The sequence below is a fragment of the Massilia sp. ZL223 genome (genome assembly GCF_018119395.1).
Taxonomy (GTDB): Bacteria; Pseudomonadota; Gammaproteobacteria; order Burkholderiales; family Burkholderiaceae_D; genus Telluria.
In genome coordinates, this window is the sequence record NZ_JAGPWD010000039.1 from 32,804 (window position 1) to 54,962 (window position 22,159).

A 22,159-nucleotide genomic window follows, 5' to 3' on the forward strand; every position below is an offset into this window, starting at 1 on the left:
GTCGATGGCGCCGCGCTCAGGCGGCGCGCTGCTGTTCGTATTTGTCGAAAGCCATCTGGCCGGCGCGCAGGCCGACCCCCTTGAGGGCGTCGATCGCGGTGTCCACCAGCGGGGTCGGTCCGCACAGCAGCACGCGCCAGGCTTCGTCCGGCTGGGAGAAGCGCGGATCGCCTTCGGCCGCCTGGCGCAGGATCTGCGGCAGGTGCTCGGCCACGTAGCCGCGCCGCCCCTGCCAGCCGCTGTCGCCCGGTTCGCGGTCGAGCACGACGTCGATCTGGAGCGGCACGTTGGCGCTGTCGGCGACGCGGCGCAGCTCGTCCAGGCCGTACATCTCGCCGCGGTCGCGCGCCCCGACCACCAGCAGCACCGGGGCGGCGGGAGTCGAGCGGTCCATGCTGCGCGCATGGCCGGCGATGATGCCGCCGATGGCGCCCAGGCCGCTGCCGCCGGCGATGCACAGCAGCGGCGCCGGCTGTTCCTTGGCGGCGCCGGGCTGGAGCCCGAATTCGCCGAACGGCGCCTCGACCAGCACTTCCCTGCCGAGGTTGGCCGTATCGGTCATCCAGGACGAAACCGCGCCGTCGGGGTAATGGGTGATGTCGAAGGAGATCAGCTGCTCGTTCTCGCCCGAGGCGACCATCGAGTAGCAGCGCGGGTCGACCGGCATCCCGGCCGGCACCAGGCGCGCGAACTGGCCGGCGCGCCAGGACAGCGGCGCGTCCAGGCGCAGCTGCACCCGGTGGATGCGCGCCGTCAGGCGGCGCACTTCGACCAGGCGTGCGTTCTGGATCGCGGTCTCCTCGATCGCGCCCGCATGCCAGGCCACCACCATGTCGGACTGCACCGAGGTCTGGCAAGCCAGGTAGGCGCCGGCGGCGATCTCTTCTTGCGAGAACACATATTCGCGTTCGATCAGGGATTTCGGCTGCCCTTCCACGACCCGGATCTGGCAGGTCTTGCAGGCGCCGACGCGGCAGTTGTAGGGCGCCGCGACGCCCTGCTGCAAGGAGGCTTCGAGCAGGTTGTCGCCTTGCTTGAGCTCCAGCACAGTGTTGCCAGGTTGAAACCTCACCGCGAACCTGGCGACTTCCCTGGGCTTCTTACGAAACAAACCTAACATCGATTCTCCCGTTCTTAGCGTCTCCAGCCCCGTTTTCGGCGGGCCGGACCAGCCAGAAGACTAGCTGCGACAGGGAAACAGCGAAATAGTCTGAGGGGACTAGTCCTCTCAGACTGGGTGCATGGGATGGGCTGACCGGCTTATATCCAAGGCCTGACGACTTGGAAATAATCCATTCCTAGAAAAAAGCCAAATACGGCCCCTCCCCCGGGGCTCGACACTTCAAAACGAATGGAGTCCATGTGAGCACTGTCTACGTACACCTGCCGATCCCGCTGCGCAAATTCGCCAAGGGGGCCACCTCGATCCAATGCCACGCCGATACCGTGCTCGACGCCCTGCTCAAGCTGGACGAGATCGAGCCATCGATGTCGCAGCGCCTGCTGGAAGCCGACCGCAGCGCGCCGAAGAAGTACATCAACGTCTATGTCGACGGCAAGCACATCGCCAAGACCGGCGGCCTGCAGACCCCGCTGGTCCAGGGCGGAAAGCTCGACATCGTCACCGCCTTCGCGGGAGGCTGAGCATGAGCTACGAACAACGCGCGGCCTGGCTGCGCCAGACCATGACCGAAATCTCGCCGGAACAGGCGCTGCGCATGGTCACCAGCGAAGGCGCCCTGCTGCTGGACGTGCGCGACGGCGAGGAAATCAAGGGCGGCATGCCCGAACAGGCCCTGCACCTGGCGCGCGGCCAGCTGGAGCTGAACGTGCACCACCTGGCCCAGGACCTGGAGCAGCCGGTCGCCGTGCTGTGCGCCGGCGGCCTGCGCTCGCTGTTCGCGGCCGAGAGCTTGCAGAACCTGGGCTACACCAAGGTCTACAGCGTACGCGGCGGCTTCAAGGGCTGGAAGGAAGCCGGCCTGCCGGTGCGCGTGCCGCAGCAACTGAGCCCGCAGGCGCGCGAGCGTTATTCGCGCCACCTCCTGATTCCCGAAGTGGGCGAACAGGGCCAGCTGCGCCTGATGAACAGCCGCGTGCTGCTGCTGGGCGCCGGCGGCCTGGGCTCGCCCACCGCCCTCTACCTGGCGGCGGCCGGCATCGGCACCATCGGCATCGTCGACCCGGACGTGGTCGAGAGCAGCAACCTGCAGCGCCAGGTGATCCACGGCGAAGACCAGCTGGGCAAGCTGAAGGTCGACTCGGCCGAAGCCTCGATCCGGCGCCTGAATTCCCAGGTCAAGGTGATCAAGTACCCGGTGCTGCTGGACGAGACCAATGCGCTCGAGCTGCTGGCCGGCTACGACCTGGTGGTCGACGGCTCAGACAACTTCAAGACCCGCTACATCGTCAACGACGCCTGCGTCAAGCTGGGCATCCCCAACGTGCACGGCGCGATCTACCGCTTCGAAGGCTATGTGACCACCTTCGCCGCGGGCGAGGACCAGCCCTGCTACCGCTGCCTGTATCCGGAACTGCCGCCGCCCGAGATGGCGCCGTCCTGCGCCGAAGCCGGCGTGCTGGGCGTGCTGCCGGGCGTGGTGGGCCTGCTCCAGGCGGTCGAAACCATCAAGCTGCTGCTCGGCATCGGCGAGAACCTGGCGGGCAAGATGCTGCGCATCGACGCCCTGCACAACGAATTCTCGCTGCTCGGCGTCGACAAGGCGGATGGCTGCCTGTGCACGCACCACAAGGACGACATCCGCATCGAGCCGATGAGCTACGTCTGCGCGGTCTGACGGGGTGGCGATGATCACAGTTTATGACCTGCTGGTCCTGGTCCACGTCATTGCGATGCTGTCGTGGATCGGGGCGATGTACTTCAACCTGACCCTGTTGTTCCCGATGTACAAGGCGCAAGGAGCGGTGCGCTATGGAGAGCTGATGCAGGCCCAGGGCACGCGCGCCGCGCCCCTGCTCTACCTGCTGATCTTCCTGACCTTCGGCTCCGGCATCGCGCTGTCGCTGCTGGGTCCCATCGCGCCGACCTCGCCGCTGGCCCTGGCCAAGACCGGCTGCCTGGTCCTGATGCTGGCCTGCCACCTGTACGGCAGCCTGGTGCTGTGGCCGCGCGCCTTCTTCGCGCTCGACTCGGAAAAGGCGGCGATCTTCTTCGCCTACCGCGTCTCGATGTTCTTCAGCGCCGGCGCCGGCACCGTCGCCATCGTCCTCACCTATCTCGGAAAGCAGTTCAACCCATGAAACCAAGCGCAACCAGTCACCTGAATCCGGACCGGGACTTCCTGCTCAGGCACATCCAGTTCGACAAGACCATGGTCCGCGGCGACGGCGTCTACCTGTTCGACGAGGACGGCAACCAGTACCTGGACTTCCTGGCCCAATACGGCGCCGTGCCCTTCGGCCACAATCCGGCCCAGTCGTGGGACGCGCTGTGCGCCGGCCGCGGCGAGCCCTCGATGGTCCAGCCCTTCTACACGCCGGCCGCCAAGCAGCTGGCGCGCGAGCTGATCCAGCTCGAGCCGGAATTCAACTTCGCCCACGCCGTGTTCACCAACAGCGGCGCCGAGGCGGTCGAAGCGGCGCTCAAGATGGCGCGTTCCACGACGGGGCGCGAGAAAATCGTCAGCCTGCACCTGGGCTTCCACGGCAAGACCGCGGGCGCGCTGGCCGTGACCGGCAACCCGGTCTACAGCGAGCCCTTCCTGGTCAGCACCGCCCAGAGCATCAAGGTCGAGCCGGAAGACATCGACGCCCTCGAATTCGCCTTCGCCGGACACGAGATCGCCGGCTTCATCCTCGAGACCGTGCTGGGCGAAGGCGGCATGCAGCCGCTTTCCGACGCCTACATCCAGCGCGTGGCCGCCCTGTGCAGGCAGCACGGGGCGATGCTGATCGTGGATGAGATCCAGACCGGCATGGGCCGCCTGGGCGAATACTTCTCGGTCAAACGCGTGCCCGGCGTGCGCCCCGACATCGTGTGCCTGTCCAAGGCCCTGAGCGGCGGCCTGGTGCCGATCGGCGCGGTCCTCTGTACCAAGGCCGCCTGGAGCGAAGCCTTCGGCTACTACCACAGCTCGACTTTCGCGAACAACCAGGTCGGCTGCCGCGTGGCCCTGTCCACCCTGGCCCAGCTGCGCGACGGCGACGGCGCCCTGCTGCGCCACGTCGACGCGATGGCCGCCCACCTCGACGCCGGCCTGGACGTCCTGGTCGAAAAATACCCGGATGTGTTCAGCCAGCACCAGGGCAAGGGCCTGATGCACAGCCTGCGCATCAAGCCCTTCAACGGCCACGAGAGCTACTTCCTGGCCCACGCCAGCGTGCAGGGCTATATCGTGCCGCTGATCTGCGGCTACCTGGTGAACGTCTCGAAGATCGTGGTGGCGCCGCTGTTCAACCGCCCGGACCTGCTGCGCATCGAGCCGCCCCTGATCATCGAGCGCGAGCACATCGACCGCCTGCTCTCGGCCCTGGACGAGTGCGCCCACCTGATCCGCTGCAAGCAATTTTCCAGCCTGCTGTCCTACCTGGTCGGCCGCCAGCCGGAAGAGCTGAGCTATTCGGGCAAGGCCACGGCCGACATCGCCCTGGTGCCGAACGGCGGCCAGGAAGCGGGCAAGATGCCGGAACGCCTGGGCAGCTTCGCCTTCCTGATCCACCCGACCTCGAGCGAAGACCTGCTGAACATCATGCCGCGCTCGATCATCGACCTGGACGGACCGCACAAGAAGGAGTTCGAGGACTGGATGGCGAGCTGGTTCTCGCGCCGCTACGAGCCGGCCCCGGTGTTCCACGCGCCGCGCATCGAATCGAAACTGGGCGGCTATGTCGAAGGCTGGCTGATCGCCTGCCCGCTGCCGCCGGAACGCATGATGCGCCTGCCCAAGGCCCATCGCATGCGCCTGCTGGAGCAGTATGTCGAGGCGGCCAAGTCGGTCGGCGCCGACATCGTCGGCCTGGGCGCCTTCACCTCGATCATCTCGCGCGGCGGCATGGACATCGCCGATGCCGGCATCCCCATCACGACCGGCAACAGCTTCACCGCGATCGCCAGCGCCGAGAGCCTGCACAAGGCCCTGGTGGCGACCGGCCAGAGCCGTTTCGATTCCCGCGTGGCGGTGATCGGCGCCTCCGGCTCGGTGGGCCGGCTGGCGGCGATCCACCTGTCGACCTATTACGCGTCCCTGATCCTGGTCGGCAACTCGGCCAACGCCCAGGCGATCGACCAGCTCGGCGAGATCGCCGGCGAGATCTATGCCCAGGCGCTGATGCAGATGCAGCGCGGTTCCGGCATCGGCCTGGCCCAGTACCTGCGCAGCCACCTCGTGGAACCGCTGAACGTGGTGGCGCGGGTCAACCAGATCGTGCTGCGCGACGGGACGCCCGACTACCGCGCGGTGCGCCGCATCGTCGAAGAGAACCTGCCTTCGCCGGCGCCGATCGAGGTGTCGGTCGACATCGAACAGGTGATCCGCAACGCCCACGGCGTGCTGTCCGCCACCAGCGTCGGCCGCAGCTTCATCGAGCCGGCCTGGCTGCGCGACGCGGCCGTCGTGTGCGACGCGGCCCGTCCGCCGGACCTGAAGGCGAATGTGCGCGAGGAGCGTCCGGACGTGCTGGTGTTCGAAGGCGGCGTGGTGCGCTTCGTCGAGCCCTACAAGTTCGGCCGCGCCAACATCCTCGGCTTCGACCCGACCCTGAACCTGGCCTGCCTGTCCGAGACGGTGGCGCTGGCGATGAGCGGGGCCAAGCAGTCCTACAGCCTGGGCAACCGGATCCCCTACGACCAGTCGCTGCGGATCTACAAGCTGGCGCTGTCGCATGGCTTCTCGGACTGCATCGCCACGGTGGAAGGTGAACTGGACCTGCAGACCGCCGGTTTTGCCGAAAAAAGCATCGCCAATCTGAACCCATGAGCGCACAAGCCATCTACCTGGGCGCGCTGCGGCGCGCCTACTTCTCCGACCACAGCGTGCTGTTCTACGGCGTGCTAGCGGTCGGCTGCGGCATCGCCTCCTTCCTGCACCTGGAAGCCTGGGAGGCGCTGCTGTACGGCGCCATCGGCTGGGCGGTCTACCTGCCCGAGGAATACTTCAGCCACGTCTGGGTATTCCACGGGAAGATTCCGCAGAGCCGCTTCCTGTACCGCCTGCTGTACCGCCTGCACCTGGGCCACCACGACAAGCCGCGCCGCCTGGACCTGCTGTTCACCCCGACCTGGTACACCCTGCCGGCGCTGGTGCTGAACGTGGCCGTGTTCCATGCGGTGACGGGCGACGTCTGGCAAACCGCGGCGCTGTCCACCGGCCTGATGCTGGGCTATCTGCTGTTCGAATGGTGGCACCTGATCGTGCACTCGCCCTACGAGCCGGGCCCTGTGATGCGCTACATCCGGCGCCAGCACATGGGCCACCACCACTGGAACGAGATGCGCTGGTTCACGATCACCCCGCCGGCCGTGCTGTTCGACGTGCTGTGCCGCACCGGCGGCCGGGTCCACGACGCCCCGCGCAGCAAGAACCCGCCGACGGCGGGCCTGGAAGCCCACGACGAACGCCTGCTGCATGCGCGCCGCCACTACCGCGGCGCCAGCGACTGGAACGAAGACGAATCGGCGATCTGGCAGCTGGAACGCCGCCAAGCCACCCAATGACAGGAACCACGATGCTCGACGTACTCGACAACTTCAAGAACCAGGTGAACGGCAACGCCCAGATCCAGCGCATCGTCAAGGGCTGGAACACCGACGTCGCCCTGGAAGAGCGCGACACCGCCACTTCCTGGCGCCTGCGCGTCAAGGAAGGCATTATTCAAGCAGTCGAGCGGAGCAACCCGGCCGCCAACGACGACTGCCCGATGCGCATCGTCGGCGAGGCCGACACCATCCGCGCCGTGTTCGAAGGCCGCATCAACGGCATCCGCGCCAACAACGACGGCCTGATCGAGATCTACGGCCCGATGGGCGACCAGGTCAAGCTGGACGCCATCGCCCTGATCCTGTGGGGCATCTGAAGTGAGCAGCCTGCGCGAAGCCGTCATGCTGGTCGCGGTCGCGGCCGGGATGGCGATCACGATCAGCTGCAACACGGTGCTGATCTCGCTCTTTCCGTACGCCGGCGGCGCCAGCCTGTTCGCGGCGCTCGGCATCGCCGGCCTGTGCATGGGCGTGGTGGTGCTGTGCTTCGCCGAGCTGTCCTCGCGCTTTCCCGGCGCGATCGGCATCCGCGCCTTCACCAAGGCCGCCTTCGGCAACCGCTTCTCGCTGGCCGCCACCCTGTTCTACGTGGCCATGGTGCTGCTGATCGGCGGCCTGGAGGTGTACCTGTGCCACCTGATGCTGGTGCAGGTGCTGCCGCCGTTGCTGGCGGCGGGCGTGCTGGCCGTGCTGCTGTCCTCCGTCCTGTTCGTCAACCTGCGCGGCTTCGAGCTCTCGCTGCAGCTGCAGGTGGCGATGACGGCCGCGGTGGCGGCCACCATGGTCGCCCTGGCGGCGCTGGCCCTGCCGGGCCCTGTCTCCGCGCCAGTGACCACGCCGGCGCAATTGATGGATGCGGTACCGCGCGCCCTGTTCCTGTTCATCGGCGTCGAGTGGGCGATCCTGTACGTGGCGCGCCACGAATCCTTCCGCCGCACCCTGCCGCTGGCCCTGGTGAGCGCGGTAGCCCTGATCGCCCTGCTCTACGGCCTGTTCGGCGCGGCCCTGCAAGGCCGCTTCGCACCGGGTGCGCTGGGCAGCCTGGCCCTGCCGCACCTGGAGCTGGCGCGCGCCCTGGATTCCCGGATCGCGCTGTGGCTGGCCACCATCGTCGGCCTGCTGGCGGTGCTCAGCTCCTTCAACGTCGGCCTGTCGGGCGCCGCCCGCATCCTCTACAGCCTGGCGCGCGAGCGCGAGCTGCCGGCCTGGTTCGCCCGCCTGAGCGGCGAGCGCCTGGCGCCGCGCAACGCCATGCTGTTCGTGTCCTGCGGCGTGCTCCTGATGGCGCCCCTGATGTCGCTGCCGGCCCTGGCCGAATCGCTCAGCATGCTGTTCAGCTTCCACTTGGCCGCCGTCTACGTCTGCGTGCTGCTGGCCTGGACCCGCATGCGCAAGCTGCCGGATGGCCGCGGCATCCGCCAGCCGGTGCCGGCCTTCGCCGTGTGGGCCGTGATGGCCTTCCTGGCGGTGACCGCCGTCGGCGTCATGGCCGACCCGCAAGCCGCCAACGCACGTTTCATCCTGCTGGGCGAATGCCTGGCCATCGGCGCTATCAGCGCCTACCTGTTCCGCATCACTTCGGTAAAAACCCAAGGAAAACCACAATGAACGACATGACCGCTCCGGCGCTGGCCGCCGCCACCGCCATCGAACCCCAGCAGAAGTTCTGTGCCGACGATTGGGATGCCTCCCGCTTCGACGTCCAGCACTGGCTGGGCCGCGCGGCATGGCGCACCCTGAAGGACACCAGCTACGGCATCAGCCCGGGCGTAGGCCTGACCCACCGCGCGGTGCACGAGGACCGCCTGGTCAACCAGATCTACAAGCTCGACATCGCCACCTTCCTGACCGCGGAGCGCGTGTCCTACACCGGCATCGCCAAGCTGATGCAGCATGCGCCGGACGAAGCCTCGCAGATTTTCCTGGCCACCCAGGTGGTGGACGAGTCGCGCCACTACGAAGTGTTCTGCCAGCGCCTGGCCCAGTTCGGCGTCTCGCCGGAACAGCGCGACCAGCTGATGGAAGACATGACGACGAAAGAGCTGCGCACCTTCTACGACCTGATCTGCGAACAGGTGGACAAGGGCGACTTCGCGGCCGCCATGATGGCCCACAACATCGTCCTGGAAGGCATGGCCTACCCGATCTACCGCTACGAGTCGGCCTACTGGTCGGTGTTCGACCCGAGCCTGACCCAGCTGATCCGCGGCGCCTTCGCCGACGAGGTGCACCACGTGCGCTTCGGCGAAGCCATCATCAGCCGCTACACCCGCCTGGGCGACACCTCGCGCAACCGCATGATCAAGCTGGCCGACGAGTTCCACAAGCTGATGACGGCGGTGTTCGAGTCCTCGATCTCGCACTACATCCACCTGTACCAGCTGGTGACCGACCAGTACATGGACGAAGTGGGCGATATCGAGATCTTCCAGGGCCGCAAGATGCGCGACGTGTCCGAGAAGGACCAGGCCTATATCCTGATGGAGCAGATCCAGCAGGAGCACGCGACCAGGATGCAGCGCATCGGCCTGTAAGGACGGAAGCACGAACCATGTCGCCTTACATCGTCTTTTTCCTGCCGGCGCTGGTGCTCTACGCGACCTGGTTCCTGTGGTCGCGCGAGCACGGTGGTCTAGCCTTCGCCTGGGCGGCGATCGCCTTCATCTTCGCCGTGGTGCCGCTGGCGGACTACGTGGCGGCGCGCCGGCGCCGCCCCCGTCCGGACCCGTCGCCCGAGCGCCCGGTGAGCGAGACCCTGATCGTCCTGCTCAGCCTCCCGCTCCAGGTCTTCAACATCTTCTTCTTCGCCTGGTATGTGGGCACCCACGAGCTGGCCTGGTGGGAAGCGGGTACGGTGCTGTTCATCGCCGGCATCCTGTCGGCCCTGTACGCCCAGAACCCGGCGCATGAGCTGATCCACCACGGCAGCCGCTTCGAGCGCGTGATCGGCACCATGCTGTTCTCGACCAGTATCTATTCCGGCGCCAAGCTGGCCCACGTGCACAGCCACCACCTGCTGGTGGCCACCCACCGCGATCCGACCTCGGCCAAGTACGGGCAGTCGCTGTACGCCTTCCTGCCGGGCGCGGTGGCGGTCAACCTGTTCGGCTGGTGGGGACCGAAGGGCGGCAAGGTGGCGAAGGCCTCCCTGTTCCGGCGCAAGATCGTGCTCGAGAACCTGCTCGGCTACGGCATGAGCGTGGGCTGGGCCGCCGCCATCGCCCTGCTGTTCGGCCCCGGGGCGCTGGTGTTCTTCCTGCTGCAGTCGGCGATCGGCATCCTGGTGCTGGAGATGATGAACTACATCGGCCACTACGGCCTGGAGCGCCGCGTCGACGCGGCGGGCCGCATGGAGCCGGTATCCGAGCGCCATGCCTGGGACTGCGACCTCCCCTTCAGCAACCTGGTCCTGATCTCGGTGCAGAAGCATTCCGACCACCACATCAATCCGAACAAGCCCTACGGGGAACTGCGCTGCACGCCGCACAGCCCGCGCCTGCCGCTGTCCTACCCGCTGCTGTTCCTGCTGACCCTGGTGCCCTTCCTGTGGCGGCGCGTGATCCATCCGCGCCTGGACGCCTACCGCACCGGCGGCGCGCACAGGGAGGCGGCATGATGCAGGCACACCACAGCAGCACCCCGGTGGAACTGGCCTTCCCGGTCCCGCGCTTCGATTTCAGCCACTGCGATCCGGCGGCCTGGAACGGCGGCTCGGCCCCGCGCAGCCATTTCTGGAACACGATGTCGAGCCTCCTGCCCAACATCGAGTTCTGCGCGATCCGCAGCCTGATGCCGCTGGTGGCCCAGATCCACGATCCCAAGCTGGCGCGCGAGGTGCGCCAGTTCTGCGACCAGGAAGCGGCCCACGGCACCGCGCACTCGCACTTCAATGTCGAGCGCCTGCACCGCGACTATCCGGGCCTGGCGAAGATCGAAGCCTGGGAACGCGGCCTGTTCACCTTCTTCGCGCGGCGCCTGCCGCGCAGCCTGTTCCTGGCGCTGTTCGTGGCGGTCGAGCACTGGACCGCCGCCTTCTCGCAATACGGGCTGGAGGAGCCGGACGCCTGGTTCGAGAACTGCGATCCGGCCATGTTCAAGCTGTGGGAATGGCACGCCGTCGAGGAGCTGGCGCACAAGGCCGTCTGCTACGACGTGTTCCGCTATCTTGGCGGGCGCTATCTGGCCCAGGTGGCGGGGATGGGACTGCTGCTTGCGGCGGTCATGCTGCCGGGGATCGCCCTGCGCATGACTTACCTGTACTGGAAGGATGGCCTGCTGTTCAAGCCGCGCGCCCACTTCGGTTTCGCCGCGTATCTGTTCGGGCGGCGCGGCGTGCTCACGCGTACCGCCCTCGATTTCCTGCACTACTTCAATCCACGCTACCGTCCCTGGGACGTGGATTCCCTGCCCCTGATCCGCGCCTGGCAGGCACGCGTCGAGTAAGTCATGAACTCAGTGCAGACACTTTGCGATGGCCTGGGTCCGGTTGTTGACCTGGAGCTTGATGAGGATGCGCTGCACGTGGTTCTTGATGGTCGAGACCGCGACGCCCAGGATGCAGGAAATCTCGGAATTGGTCTTGCCCATCCGGATCCAGTCGAGGATCTCGCGCTCGCGCGGGGTCAGCACGGCGGCCGGATCGTCCTTGTCCCTCTGGCTTTCCTCGAAGGCCAGGCGCGACAGCACGCTGTGCAGGATCGGCGTCATGATCGACAGGTTGCGGCGCAGGGCTTCGCCTTCCTGGGCTTCGGCCTTGGGATCGGTCATGCACAGGTAGGTGGTGGAACCGTCGCGCATCTCGGTGTTGGCCGCCACCGCCACCCGCGAGAAACCCTTCTGGCGGAACATCGCCTGCCACAGGGCTTCGCCGCCGCCATCCGGGCACAGGTCCTGCATCACCGGCGAACGCGCGGCCCGCGATTCCTGCAGCAGCGGCATGGTGAGGTAGCGGTCCTGGATATCGAAAGTCTTGATCAGGGCGCCCGGAAACGAGGACGACACGAAATACGGCGTCATCGAGAATTCCGGCTGCATGCGCCCGTAGCCGATCAGGACGCTGCTCGCGCCGCTGTTGTCGATCAGGTGGGCGTCGGCCCATTCCGCCAGTTGTTGTCTCGTCCCGACTTGCGTCAGGTGTTCGATCGCGCTAAGCACAGTCACATCGTTCATTTTGGTCCTGCGAAGTTATGATTATTCGGAAAAACGATAATGCAGGGGGCATGCCGGTCCTAGCCGAGCATCGGGAGTCCAAAATCCTCGTTGCGGTTCGGGATTGCGTGGGTAAGACGGGCCGCGTAAACCATCGTGACGATACCGGCGGCCACGGACAAAAGCAGGAAATAGCTCAGCATGATGGGTCTCTTTCTGTGGTTGGAAACGGGATTCGCCTATTGCAGCGTGACCGGCGCCTGCGTGTAGGACGCCAGCAGGCGCCGGCAGGCCAACACCATGCGCTGGCCGATGCTCTCGTCGCGCAGGAAACGGGCGTCGTGGGCCATGCCGACGACCAGGCTGTGAATCTCGAAGGTCAGCTGTTCGACATTCGTGTCCGGCGGCAGCTGGCCCAGCTCGACCGCGTCCTGGACCAGCTGGACCAGCAGGGTGCGCCAGCGCGCCAGGCCTTGCTGCAGGCGCTGGTGCAGGGCCGCATCCAGCGCGGCGCCGTCGAAGGCGCCGGCGATGTACAGGCAGCTCGCGCCCATCGCCGCCCCGCTCGCGCGCAAAGCCAGCTTGCGCACATGTTCTTCCAGCGCCGGCAGGCCGCGCGGCGCGGCGCGGGTCGGCGCCACCACGTCGCTCAGGAAGCGGCGGTCGTATTCGTCCAGCACCGCACGCTGCAGGCTGTTGAGCGAGCCGGCGCGGCAGAATACCCCGCTCTTGCTCATGCCCAGGCGCTTTGCCACTTTGCCGAACGACACCTGGGCGATGCCTTCCGCCATGGCGATGTCGAGCGCCGTCACAACGATCTCTGCCAGGGTTTCATCCGCTTTGGTCGATATTGTTTTCATCGCAGTATTGTTCCGAAAAAATTTCTGGAAGACAACTCTTATACATGCCAGTTGCGGTTTCTTAACAACTTTTCCCCCTTTGGTGGGGGAGTTGTACAGACATTTGTGACACGATTTTGTGACACGCCACTGGGTTTCGTTTTGCAAGTGAGTTAAATGTTAAGCGATAGACTTTCATTTTGCAAGTGTGTAAAATAAAGATTATGGATACTCGTTCAGACAACCGTTCAGATACCCGTTCCGCATCCGCCTGCCCGATCGGCCGCGCCGCCCATTTGATCGGCGACGAATGGATCATGCTGCTGCTGCGCGAGCTGTTCCAAGGCCCGCAAAAGTTCGACGAACTGCAGAAGAAGACCGGCGCCGCCACCAATATCCTGTCCAACCGGCTGGGGCGCATGATCGCCACCGGCATCGTGGTCAAGGTGATGTACCAGGAACGTCCTCCCCGCTACACCTACCGCCTCACCAAGCCGGGACTGGCCCTGCTGCCGATCGCGCTCGAGCTGATGCGCTATGCCGAGGAATGGATGCCTTCGGAACTGTGCTCGCCGCTGCAGCTGCGCCACAGCACCTGCGGCAAGCTCACCCGCGCCGGCCAGGTGTGTTCCGAGTGCGGCGGCCCGATCACGATCAAGACCGCGCGCCTGGAACAGCGCGAGCTCGACGCGGAGCTGCCCGGCATCGCTTGATGCTTCCTGCATTTTCTGTTGCGCGGGCGCCTCACGGATTGCGCCAGGACATTGTCTTTACCGCATAATTGATAATGTTTAGTCAATCCATGCTGCGATGTCCCGTCATCCCGACCAGTCCCGCCCCGCCGCCCTTTCCCTGACCCCGACCGGGAAGGGGTCGGTGTCATGACCGCACGGGTGCCGACGCGCGTTTCCCGGCTGTACGAGGTCATGGACCTGATGCTCGATTCGGTCGGCGACCCGCTCAGCCTGGACGGCCTGGCCGCCTCGGCCAGCTATTCGAGCTTCCACTTCGACCGCATCTTCCGCGAGCTGACCGGCTTTTCGGCCGTCGAATACCAGCGCAAGCGGCGCCTGCGCCGCGCCGCCCACCTGCTGCGCCACGAGCCTGACGTCGCGGTCGGACGCATCGCCCAGGATTGCGGCTTTCCCTGCAACGCCGCCTTCGCCAAGGCCTTCAAGCAGCAGTTCGGGATGTCCGCCAGGCGCTGGCGCGACGGCGGCTGGCGCGCCTACATGGATGCGCAAGTGGGCCGCGAGAGCGACGTCAGCTTCTTCGTGGCGGAGCCCAGCAACCTGGAAGCGATCCTGGCGCCCTATTGCCCGCCCGAGCCGGGCAGCATCGCGGCGCGCATCGCCGTGCGCCTGCTGCCTGCCGTGAACCTGCGCTACCAGCGCTTCTTCGGCCAGTCGGGGGCGGCGCTGTCGATCGCCTGCAACAGCTTCATCTGCGAGCGCGAACGCCAGGGCTTGCCGCCCGGCAGCCCGTGGTACGGCGTGTTCGACGAGGATCCGGGCTTCACCGGCGAGCGCGAATACTGCTACGACTTCGGCTTCGACGCCGCCGCGCAGGCCGACATCGAAGACCGCCAGCTCGGCATGCGCGTGCTGCCGGCCGGGTATTACGCGGTGCTGGAATTCCGCCACGACTGGCCGCGCTTTCGCACCATGTACGAGGACTGGCTGGAACGCCAGGCGGTCTGGCGCCTGGACAGTACCCGGCCCCACATCCAGAAGGTGGAGCGCCCGGGCGATGGACAGTGGCAGGGCTGGCTGGCCTTGCCGGTCAAGAAGCGCTGAGCTTGGGCGCATGTCGCCGGGCGGCGCTCCCAGTTCGCGACCCTGTACCGTGCTCCGTTTCCTTTCCACCTGACATACGATGGGGTGCCGCGAAAACCTGGATGACGCCCATTGCGCATGAACTACACATCGGAGTTGTCAGGCATTCCGCGCGATCGCACGCCTTCCGCTGACAGCCAGGCGGCAAGAACCTTGTTCGAATACGAGGCCGGTCCGGCTTCGGTGCGCCTGGCGCTGGTCATCGTCGCGGTATCGCTAGGGATGTTTATCACGCTTATCCCGTTCGCGAGCACGCCGCTGGCTGCCCTTCCCTGGTTCATCCCCCTGCACCAGCCGGTTCTCGTGATCAACGACCTGATCACGACGACCCTGCTGCTCGGCTATTTCCGCCTCGTCCGCAAGCACTGCATCCTCATCCTGGCCTGCGGCTACCTGTACTCGGCCGTCATGGCCACGGTGCACTTGCTGTCCTTCCCGGGCGTATTCGCGCCTGCCGGGCTGCTCGGCGCCGGCCCGCAGACCACCGGCTACCTGCACGTCTTCTGGCACCTCGGCTTTCCCGTTGCGGTGATCGCCTATTCCTTCCTCAAGCAAGCCGACCGGACCGCAGACAGGCCGGGGGCGGCGACGGCCAAGGCGGTGCTGGCGACGCTCGCTTGCACCGCCGTGCTGGGATTGCTGGCGACGGTGGGGGGCGACTGGCTGCCAGAGATGCTGAAGGACAACCGCTACTCGTCCGTATTCAACATCGGCCGCTACGGCCAGTGGTTCGTCACCGGGCTGGCCCTGGCGATCCTGTTCACCCGCCGCTCGGCCTCGACCCTGGACATGTGGCTGGTGGTGGTGCTGTCCGCATGGTTCTTCGAGATCGGGCTCGTCAGCGTATTCAACGCCGGCCGCTGGGACGTCGGCTTCTACGCCGGCAGGATATACGGACTGGTCTCCTCGAGCTTCGTGCTCATCATGCTGCTGACCGAGCATGGGCGCATGCACCGCGACCTGGCCGAAGCCCAGGCCAGTGTCCGCACTGCCGCCAGGCTTCAGGAAGCGCAGCAAGTGCTGCGCCTGGCCTTAGCAGCGGGAAAAATGGGCGTGTTCAGCTGGGACCTCGTCAACCAGCGCGCATGGTGGAGCCTGGAAGTGGAGCACGACATCCTCGGGCTGCGCCCCGGGGAACTGGCCCTGGTGCCGGACGCGCTGATGCCCTTCGTGCTCGCCGAGGACCGCGAGCGGGTGCAGGCCCAGGCGCGCGACTGTATCGGCAACAGGCGCGAGTGCGACGTCGAGTTCCGCCTGTGCGACGCGCAGGGGAACCTGCGCTGGGCGTTCGCGCGCGGGAAAGCCGGCTACGACGACAGCGGCAAGGCAACGGTGGTGTTCGGCGTCATCGGCGATATCACGGAGCGCAAGCGCGGCGAGGCGGCGGCGGCCGAGATGGAGGTGCATTTCCGCACCATGGCGGACGAATTGCCGGAGATCGCCTGGATGGCGCGGCCGGATGGCTGGATCTACTGGTTCAACCGGCGCTGGCACGAGTACACCGGGCTGTCGCAGCGCGAGGCCGAGGGCTGGGGATGGCGCCAGGTGAACGACCCGGCGCTGGTGCCGACCATCGTCGCCAAGTGGCGCCATTCGGTCGAAACCGGCGAGCCCTACGAGATGGTGGTGCCCTTGAAGGGCACGGATGGCCGCTGGCGGCAGTTCCTGAGCCGCGCCGTGGCGCTGCGCAACAACGACGGGCAGATCATCCACTGGTTCGGGGTCAATGCCGACATCACCATGCAGACCGAGGCGGAACAGGCGCTCAAGCTGGCGGACCAGCGCAAGGACGAATTCCTGGCCACCCTCGCCCACGAACTGCGCAATCCGCTGGCGCCGATCCGCAATGCCGCCGTCCTGCTGACCCGCATGCCCGGCCTGCCGGCCAACGTCGAACGGGCGCTGGCCGTCATCGACCGCCAGTCGCGGCACCTCGCGCGGCTGGTCGACGACCTGCTGGAGGTGTCGCGTATCACCCAGGGCAAGGTCTCCCTGCGCAAGTCGGAGGTGTCGCTGATCGACTGCCTGTCCGATGCGCTGCACGCAGTGGAAAGCACGCTCAAGGCCGCCGGGCATGAGGTCCTGGTGCACCTGACCGACGTTCCCCTGCTTGCGTCCGCGGACGCCACCCGCATGGTCCAGTGCTTCCTCAACCTGCTGAACAATGCGATCAAGTTCACCCCGCGCGGCGGCGTGATCAGCGTGACGGCCGAGCGGCTGCCGGGACAGGCGAGGATCGCGGTCTCCGACAGCGGCATCGGCATCCCGCCGGAACACCTCAAGGATATCTTCGGCCTGTTCTCGCAAGTCACCCCCGCGATCGAGCGCAGCCAGGGCGGCCTCGGGATCGGGCTGTCGCTGGTGAAGGGCTTCGTCGAGCTGCATGGCGGCAGTGTCGAGGCGGCGAGCGAAGGCCCCGGCTGCGGCAGCACCTTCACGGTATGCCTGCCGCTGCTCGAGCGGCCGGCCGACGCGCCTCCCGCCAGCCACGATGCCGGTCGCGATGCCGGGCGTGAAGCAAGGCATCACCCACGCCGCGTCCTGGTCATCGATGACAACCGCGATGCCGCCAACAGCATGGTGGCCCTGCTGCAGGCCGCGGGCCACGAGGTGCGCGAAGCCCACGACGGGCAAACCGGGCTCGCGCTCGCGTTCGATTTCGAGCCGGAGGTGGTCCTGCTCGACCTGGGCATGCCGGGCATGTCGGGTTTCGACGTGGCGCGCGAACTGCGGGGACGCACGGCGCAGCCGGCGCCGCGCATCATCGCCGTCACCGGCTGGGGCCAGGAAAGCGACCGCCGGCTGACACGCGAGGCCGGATTCGACTTCCACCTGACCAAGCCGGTCAATCACACGGAGCTGGACGTGCTGCTGTCGATGAGCATGCCGGCTCCGGAACAGGCGGCGGCGCCGCTCCGGCGTTAGCCGGCCTCCGTACACTGGACGGCAGCAATGAGCAGGAAGCAGACCTGAAAACGCCTGATCAGGCACCGCGCGGAGAATTGATGAGCTATTACAATTGGGTGAATTTGCAGTACATGGATGATATCGAGCTCGATTTCGCGTTGTTAAAAGAACCTCTGAGGGTTCATCTCGACGACAGCGGCATTCATCAAGCCGTCCTGAAGGATGTCGAAGAGCTGCTGGCGGCCCACGAGGCAACGTTCAAGCTATACACGCCAATGATCGATGAAATCTTTCATCTGGCTTCGCGCTTGCAGCCTGATGCAGTATTCGGCCTGCAGGGACGGGGAGAAGAGTTACGGGATGTCTGGGTCAGGGAGTACAGGGCCGGTGAGGTAACTTTCTCCCAAGGCCCGTTTGAGTAAAGGACTCGTTACGTCGCAGTATGTGGCCGACCGCCGACATGTCTACAATGAGGCCGAATGAGAGAAATCCGCAGGCAAAACTTCGTGTACACCCTGGTGGAGGACGACGAAGGAAGATATTTTTTCGAACTCCTCCTGCCTGCGCCACGCGCGGCATGTGCACTCTACGAGATCGGGGTAAGGGCCTCGTCGTTCCAGAAATGGATGATAAAAATGCGGCCTGCCGTCGCCGATCGTATCGCCGGGCGTTTGATTCGCGAAGCACAAGATCGTCAACGCGCAGATTCATTGACTTGATCGTCAAAGAAAGCAGGCCCCTTCGCTTCGGGTCGAGACCTGCCGTCCCGGGACTTCTTTGATCACGCTTCGCCCGCATCCCTGCCGCCGGCGGCATCGGCCTCAAGCTTCATGAAGCGGCTCAGCACCAGCACCGGCAGCGCCGACGCCAGCACCCACAGGAAAAAATCGCGGTAGCCCAGCGCCTGCTGGATATCGCCGCTGATCATCTTGAACAGCACGAAGCCCAGCTGCATGAAGCCGGTGCCGAGGGCGTAATGCGCGGTCTGGTAGCGGCCGCTGGCCACCACCTGCATGATGAACAGGATCACGCCGACGAATCCGAAACCGTAGCCGAACATCTCCACGCCCAGCGCCCCGGTGATCACGGCGAGCGACGCCGGCTGGACTTCGCTCAGGTAGCAGAACACCGCGTTCGGCAGGTTCACCGCCAGGATCAGCCACAGCATGGCGCGCCGCAGTCCCAGCCAGGCGGTGAAGTAGCCGCCCGCCACGCTGCCCGCCAGGAAGGCCGCGGTGCCGACGGTGCCGTAGGCGAACCCCACTTCGGCGGTGCTCAAGCCCAGCCCCCCGACCGCGCGCGCATCGCGCAGGAACAGCGGGCCGATGCTCTGGATCTGCCCTTCGGCAGCGCGGAACAGGACGATGAACAGGATCGCCACCCAGATGCCGGGCTTGGCGAAGAAGCTGCGGATCACGTCGACCAGGGTGGCGGCGGCGTCCCTGGCCTTGCCGCCGGCCGGCTTGTCCTGCGCGCCGCGCGGGAGCGCGCGCAGGTGGTACAGGCCGAGCGCCACCAGCAGGCCGCCCAGCAGCGCGAACACGATGGTCCAGGCGGATTCGGTGCCCATGTGCTTTTCCAGGTTGCCGGCCAGGACCAGCAGGCCGCCCAGCGAGAGGAACTTGGCGGCATTGAAGAAGGCCCCCTGGTAGCCGGCATAGGCGGCCTGCTCGCGTGTCGACAGGTTGGCGATGTAGATGCCGTCGGCGACGATGTCGTGGCTGCTCGACGCCAGCGCCACCACCGCCAGCAGCGCGATGCACAGCGCGAACCAGCCGGGCAGCTGGAGCGCCAATGCGACCAGGCCCAGGGCCGCGCCGCCCAGCAGCTGGAAGGCCACCACCGCCAGGCGCTTGCTGGGCGCGAGTTCCAGGAATGGGCTCCACAGCGCCTTGAAGGCCCAGGCCAGGCCGATGGCGCCGGTCCAGTGCATGATCTGGTCGTTCGGCACGCCCATGCTCTTGAGCATCTGGCCCGCCACCAGGGCCACCGCATAGAAAGGCAGGCCCTGGGCCAGGTAGAGGGTCGGGACCCAGGCCAGCGGATGGCGGCGCGCGCCGGGCGCTGCGGTGATCGCGGGGAGGTCGTGCATAACGGTCATGGCGGGTCCAGGGTCAGGCTGACGATGCGGCTGCGGCGGCCGCGGGTATCGAAGCTGGCGATGCGAAACACCGCGCCGCGCGCGAGCGGCACCGGCGCCACATAGCGCGGACCGCCGGCCAGCGGCTCCGAGCCGTCGACAGTGTAATGCAGGGCCAGGCCCGGCAGGGCGACATTCGCATGCGCCGCGCCGTCATGCAGGCAGACGCCGGGCGGCGGCAGGCGGTAGCCGTAGGGCGTGGGCGCGCGGTCCAGGCGCGGCAGCTCGCGCCGCGCCAGGCGGTTGGCGAATTCGTTCCAGTCGGCTTCGATGGCGGCAGTGCGCGCGTCCTTGTCCACGATGCGCTGCCAGCCGGGATCGGGCGACCAGGCCCGCTCGGCCAGCGCGATCATGCGCGGCAGGGCCAGGTAGTCGATGCGGGCGGCGTCGCGCGCATTCTCGCCCCACAGCTGTCCCTGCAGGCCGGCGACGCGCTCCCGCCCGGCGGCGTCGAGCGGCTGCATGGCGGCGCGCAGTCCCGGATCGAGTGGGCGGCCCATGGGATCCAGGTCGGCGCTGGCCAGCGCGTCCAGCGGGCAGAAGGAAAAGGCGTGGCGGGTCTCGACGAAGCCGGCCCAGTAATAGCCCGGCTCCTCGGGGTGCTTGGCGTAGGCCAGGTCGAAATACAGGTTGGCGGCGTTGGCCAGCACCACGCGGTAGCCGGCATTGGCCAGCCGGTAGGCGCAGTCTTCCTGGCCGGAGCCCCAGGCGTTGTTCCACACATAGGCGTGGAAGTCCTTGCCAGCGAAGCGGGGATTCGGACGCATGCCCTCCCCCTCCATTTCCACCAGCGCGGTTTCTTCCCAGCCCGCGAATTCGACGCCGTGGCGCGCCAGGATGGCGCGGCAGCGCGCCACGAAGTCGCCGTGCAGCTGCGCGACCCGGGTCCAGCCCTGTTCGTGCATCTTCGCGGAGCAGGCGAGCGACCCGAGCCAGGCGCCGGCCGGCACCTCGTCGCCGCCGGTATGGATCGCGCGCAGGGGCACGCCCGCTTCGCGATACAGGGAGCAGACTTCCTCCACGACGGTGTCGATGAAGCGGTCCACCGACGGCAGCGCGATGCAGATCACGTTGTCCTGCCACAGCTGGACCGACTCGTACTCGGAGCGGTCGTCCGGATCGCTGAGCAGGTATTCCAGCGCGCCCCGCAGGTCGCCGGCGGCGCGCAGGCGCTCGTAGCGCGCCCGCATCGCCACTACCGCCGCGCGCGCATGGCCCGGCATGTTGAATTCTGGGATGACTTCGATGTGGCGCGCATGGGCGTAGCGCAGGATGGCGATGAAATCGTGGGCGCTGTAATAACCCGTGCCCGCCGAAGCCTCGACCGACGCCCCGGAACCGAAGGACGGCGGCAGGCAGGGCGCGCCATCGGCCGCCACGCCGCGCCGCGCACCGATATCGGTCAGTTCGGGCAGCGCGGCGATGTCCAGGCGCCAGCCCTCGTCGTCGGTCAGGTGGAAGTGAAAGCGGTTGAGCTTATAGGCGGCCATGCAGTCGAGCAGGCGCAGCACCGTGCCGACGGGCGCGAAATGGCGCGCCACGTCGAGCATCATGCCGCGGTAGGAAAAGCGCGGCGCGTCCAGTACCGTGCCGAGCGGCAGGCTGCCGTCGGCTTCCAGCAGCTGCGCCAGGCTTTGCAGGCCGTTGAAGACGCCGTGCGCGCTGCGTCCGCACACGCGCACCTTGCGCGCCGTGATCTCGAGCTCGTAGGCTTCCTCGCTCTCCCCCTCGAGCGTCACCCTGCCCACCTGCAGCTCCACGCCGGCCTCGCCCGGCGGACCGTCCGGCAGCGCGGCCAGCATCGCCGACAGCAGGGCCGCCTCGTTGGCCAGCAGCGGCCCGTGCACGATGGGCGCGCCGGGCGCCAGGCGGCAGCAGCCGCCGCCGAAGCGGACGAAGCGCGGCTGCGGCGTGATGCGCCCGGTCTCGGATTCCGGCAGCTCCCGCAGGCCCGCATTGCGCAGGTAGCGCCGGGCTGCGTCCTCGGTCGGCAGCAGGTCGAAGCCGGCGCGGCGGCGCTGTTCTTCGCGGACGAAAGGCGCGATCCGTGGGTCGCCCAGGTCGATCGCCCTGCCGTCGGCAGTCACCAGGTAGAAGCCCAGCGGCGCATCGGTGATGCTGATCGCCCAGTGCAGCGAATCGTAGTCGATGCGGTAGCGCTGCTGCGGCAGCCAGGGTTCGGCGACGGTCATGCTCAGCCGAAACAGGTCGCCGTTGATGTGTTCGATGGCGAAGCCGGGGCTGACGCTGGCGGCCAGCGCCTTGCGGCAGGTGTTGAAGTACAGCGCCCAGCCGGGTGCGATGGACTGTGCGGAGACGTTGGCCAGCACCAGGCGCGAACGGAAGATCTCGTCGCGCGCGGTATTGGTCAGGCATTCCCAGGACACAGCCACCGGCACCGCGCCTGGCGTCGGGGGAAGAGTCGGCATCGGCGTCAATGATTCAGGTGCGGGGGGGGGGGGGGGGCCCCCGGGGGGGGGGGGGGGGGGCGGGGGGGCCCGGCGGGGGGGGGGGGGGGGGGGGGGGGGGGGGGGGGGCCCGGCGGCGGGGGGGGGGGGCGGGGGCGGGGGGGGGG

At 67.1% G+C, this 22,159-nt stretch carries 21 protein-coding genes; 15 read left to right on the forward strand and 6 right to left on the reverse strand.

Annotated features, from left to right (window positions below; translation table 11 throughout):
• Positions 1 to 16 precede the first annotated feature (16 nt).
• Positions 17 to 1,048, reverse strand: coding sequence for a 2Fe-2S iron-sulfur cluster binding domain-containing protein (locus KBW95_RS20230; RefSeq protein ID WP_211524945.1), 1,032 nt, complete (start codon positions 1,046 to 1,048; stop codon positions 17 to 19).
• 314 nt (positions 1,049 to 1,362) lie between these two features.
• Between KBW95_RS20230 and KBW95_RS20235 the strand changes: the two genes are divergently transcribed.
• The 10 genes from KBW95_RS20235 to KBW95_RS20280 are packed head-to-tail and all read left to right on the forward strand — an operon-like array spanning position 1,363 to position 11,158.
• Complete coding sequence (locus tag KBW95_RS20235) at positions 1,363 to 1,644, forward strand: MoaD/ThiS family protein (protein WP_211524944.1); 282 nt, start codon at positions 1,363 to 1,365, stop codon at positions 1,642 to 1,644.
• A 2-nt stretch (positions 1,645 to 1,646) separates the two neighbouring features.
• The gene (gene moeB, locus KBW95_RS20240; RefSeq protein WP_211524943.1) at positions 1,647 to 2,798 is read left to right on the forward strand and encodes a molybdopterin-synthase adenylyltransferase MoeB; all 1,152 of its coding nucleotides are present in this window, start codon (positions 1,647 to 1,649) and stop codon (positions 2,796 to 2,798) included.
• A gap of 10 nt (positions 2,799 to 2,808) precedes the next feature.
• Positions 2,809 to 3,261, forward strand: a complete 453-nt coding sequence (locus KBW95_RS20245) for a hypothetical protein (protein WP_211524942.1) — start codon at positions 2,809 to 2,811, stop codon at positions 3,259 to 3,261.
• Positions 3,258 to 5,936 carry an aminotransferase class III-fold pyridoxal phosphate-dependent enzyme gene (locus tag KBW95_RS20250; protein WP_211529187.1) on the forward strand — a complete coding sequence of 893 codons (2,679 nt, stop codon included), beginning with the start codon at positions 3,258 to 3,260 and terminating at the stop codon, positions 5,934 to 5,936. The genes KBW95_RS20245 and KBW95_RS20250 overlap by 4 nt, the downstream gene beginning before the upstream one ends.
• Entirely contained in the window at positions 5,933 to 6,673 is a 741-nt protein-coding gene (locus KBW95_RS20255; RefSeq protein ID WP_211524940.1) for a hypothetical protein, read from the forward strand. Before KBW95_RS20250 ends, KBW95_RS20255 begins: the two co-directional genes overlap by 4 nt.
• Positions 6,674 to 6,684: 11 nt before the next feature.
• Complete coding sequence (locus KBW95_RS20260; RefSeq protein WP_211524939.1) at positions 6,685 to 7,032, forward strand: hypothetical protein; 348 nt, start codon at positions 6,685 to 6,687, stop codon at positions 7,030 to 7,032.
• Position 7,033: 1 nt separating this feature from the next.
• On the forward strand, positions 7,034 to 8,323 hold the full coding sequence (locus tag KBW95_RS20265; protein WP_211529188.1) for an APC family permease: 1,290 nt from the start codon (positions 7,034 to 7,036) through the stop codon (positions 8,321 to 8,323).
• A complete protein-coding gene (locus KBW95_RS20270) occupies positions 8,320 to 9,249 on the forward strand; it encodes a ferritin-like domain-containing protein (RefSeq protein WP_211524937.1) in 930 nt (309 codons plus the stop codon). The genes KBW95_RS20265 and KBW95_RS20270 overlap by 4 nt, the downstream gene beginning before the upstream one ends.
• A gap of 17 nt (positions 9,250 to 9,266) precedes the next feature.
• The gene (locus KBW95_RS20275; RefSeq protein WP_211524936.1) at positions 9,267 to 10,331 is read left to right on the forward strand and encodes an alkane 1-monooxygenase; all 1,065 of its coding nucleotides are present in this window, start codon (positions 9,267 to 9,269) and stop codon (positions 10,329 to 10,331) included.
• Positions 10,328 to 11,158 (forward strand): metal-dependent hydrolase, encoded by an 831-nt coding sequence (locus KBW95_RS20280; protein WP_211524935.1) that lies wholly within the window; start codon positions 10,328 to 10,330, stop codon positions 11,156 to 11,158. Before KBW95_RS20275 ends, KBW95_RS20280 begins: the two co-directional genes overlap by 4 nt.
• A 9-nt stretch (positions 11,159 to 11,167) precedes the next feature.
• Here the strand turns inward: KBW95_RS20280 and KBW95_RS20285 are convergent, their stop codons facing one another.
• The 3 genes from KBW95_RS20285 to KBW95_RS20290 are packed head-to-tail and all read right to left on the reverse strand — an operon-like array spanning position 11,168 to position 12,723.
• Positions 11,168 to 11,884 carry a LuxR family transcriptional regulator gene (locus KBW95_RS20285; protein WP_211524934.1) on the reverse strand — a complete coding sequence of 239 codons (717 nt, stop codon included), beginning with the start codon at positions 11,882 to 11,884 and terminating at the stop codon, positions 11,168 to 11,170.
• Positions 11,885 to 11,943: 59 nt separating this feature from the next.
• Positions 11,944 to 12,066, reverse strand: a complete 123-nt coding sequence (locus KBW95_RS24765; RefSeq protein WP_267875487.1) for a hypothetical protein — start codon at positions 12,064 to 12,066, stop codon at positions 11,944 to 11,946.
• Positions 12,067 to 12,102: 36 nt separating this feature from the next.
• The gene (locus KBW95_RS20290) at positions 12,103 to 12,723 is read right to left on the reverse strand and encodes a TetR/AcrR family transcriptional regulator (RefSeq protein WP_211529189.1); all 621 of its coding nucleotides are present in this window, start codon (positions 12,721 to 12,723) and stop codon (positions 12,103 to 12,105) included.
• A gap of 203 nt (positions 12,724 to 12,926) precedes the next feature.
• On the opposite strand from KBW95_RS20290, the gene KBW95_RS20295 reads away from it, so the two are divergent.
• From KBW95_RS20295 to KBW95_RS20315, 5 genes are all read left to right on the forward strand, one after another.
• The gene (locus KBW95_RS20295; RefSeq protein ID WP_211524932.1) at positions 12,927 to 13,415 is read left to right on the forward strand and encodes a helix-turn-helix domain-containing protein; all 489 of its coding nucleotides are present in this window, start codon (positions 12,927 to 12,929) and stop codon (positions 13,413 to 13,415) included.
• Between the two features lie 168 nt (positions 13,416 to 13,583).
• Positions 13,584 to 14,498, forward strand: coding sequence for a helix-turn-helix domain-containing protein (locus KBW95_RS20300; RefSeq protein WP_211529190.1), 915 nt, complete (start codon positions 13,584 to 13,586; stop codon positions 14,496 to 14,498).
• A 192-nt stretch (positions 14,499 to 14,690) separates the two neighbouring features.
• Entirely contained in the window at positions 14,691 to 17,462 is a 2,772-nt protein-coding gene (locus KBW95_RS20305; RefSeq protein WP_211529191.1) for an MASE4 domain-containing protein, read from the forward strand.
• A gap of 80 nt (positions 17,463 to 17,542) precedes the next feature.
• Positions 17,543 to 17,866, forward strand: a complete 324-nt coding sequence (locus KBW95_RS20310; protein ID WP_211524930.1) for a hypothetical protein — start codon at positions 17,543 to 17,545, stop codon at positions 17,864 to 17,866.
• Positions 17,867 to 17,923: 57 nt separating this feature from the next.
• Positions 17,924 to 18,163 carry a hypothetical protein gene (locus tag KBW95_RS20315; protein ID WP_211529192.1) on the forward strand — a complete coding sequence of 80 codons (240 nt, stop codon included), beginning with the start codon at positions 17,924 to 17,926 and terminating at the stop codon, positions 18,161 to 18,163.
• Between the two features lie 62 nt (positions 18,164 to 18,225).
• On the opposite strand, the gene KBW95_RS20320 is transcribed toward KBW95_RS20315, so the two are convergent.
• Positions 18,226 to 19,545 carry an MFS transporter gene (locus KBW95_RS20320; RefSeq protein WP_211524928.1) on the reverse strand — a complete coding sequence of 440 codons (1,320 nt, stop codon included), beginning with the start codon at positions 19,543 to 19,545 and terminating at the stop codon, positions 18,226 to 18,228.
• Positions 19,542 to 22,013 carry a family 20 glycosylhydrolase gene (locus KBW95_RS20325; RefSeq protein ID WP_211529193.1) on the reverse strand — a complete coding sequence of 824 codons (2,472 nt, stop codon included), beginning with the start codon at positions 22,011 to 22,013 and terminating at the stop codon, positions 19,542 to 19,544. The genes KBW95_RS20320 and KBW95_RS20325 overlap by 4 nt, the downstream gene beginning before the upstream one ends.
• Positions 22,014 to 22,159: the final 146 nt, after the last annotated feature.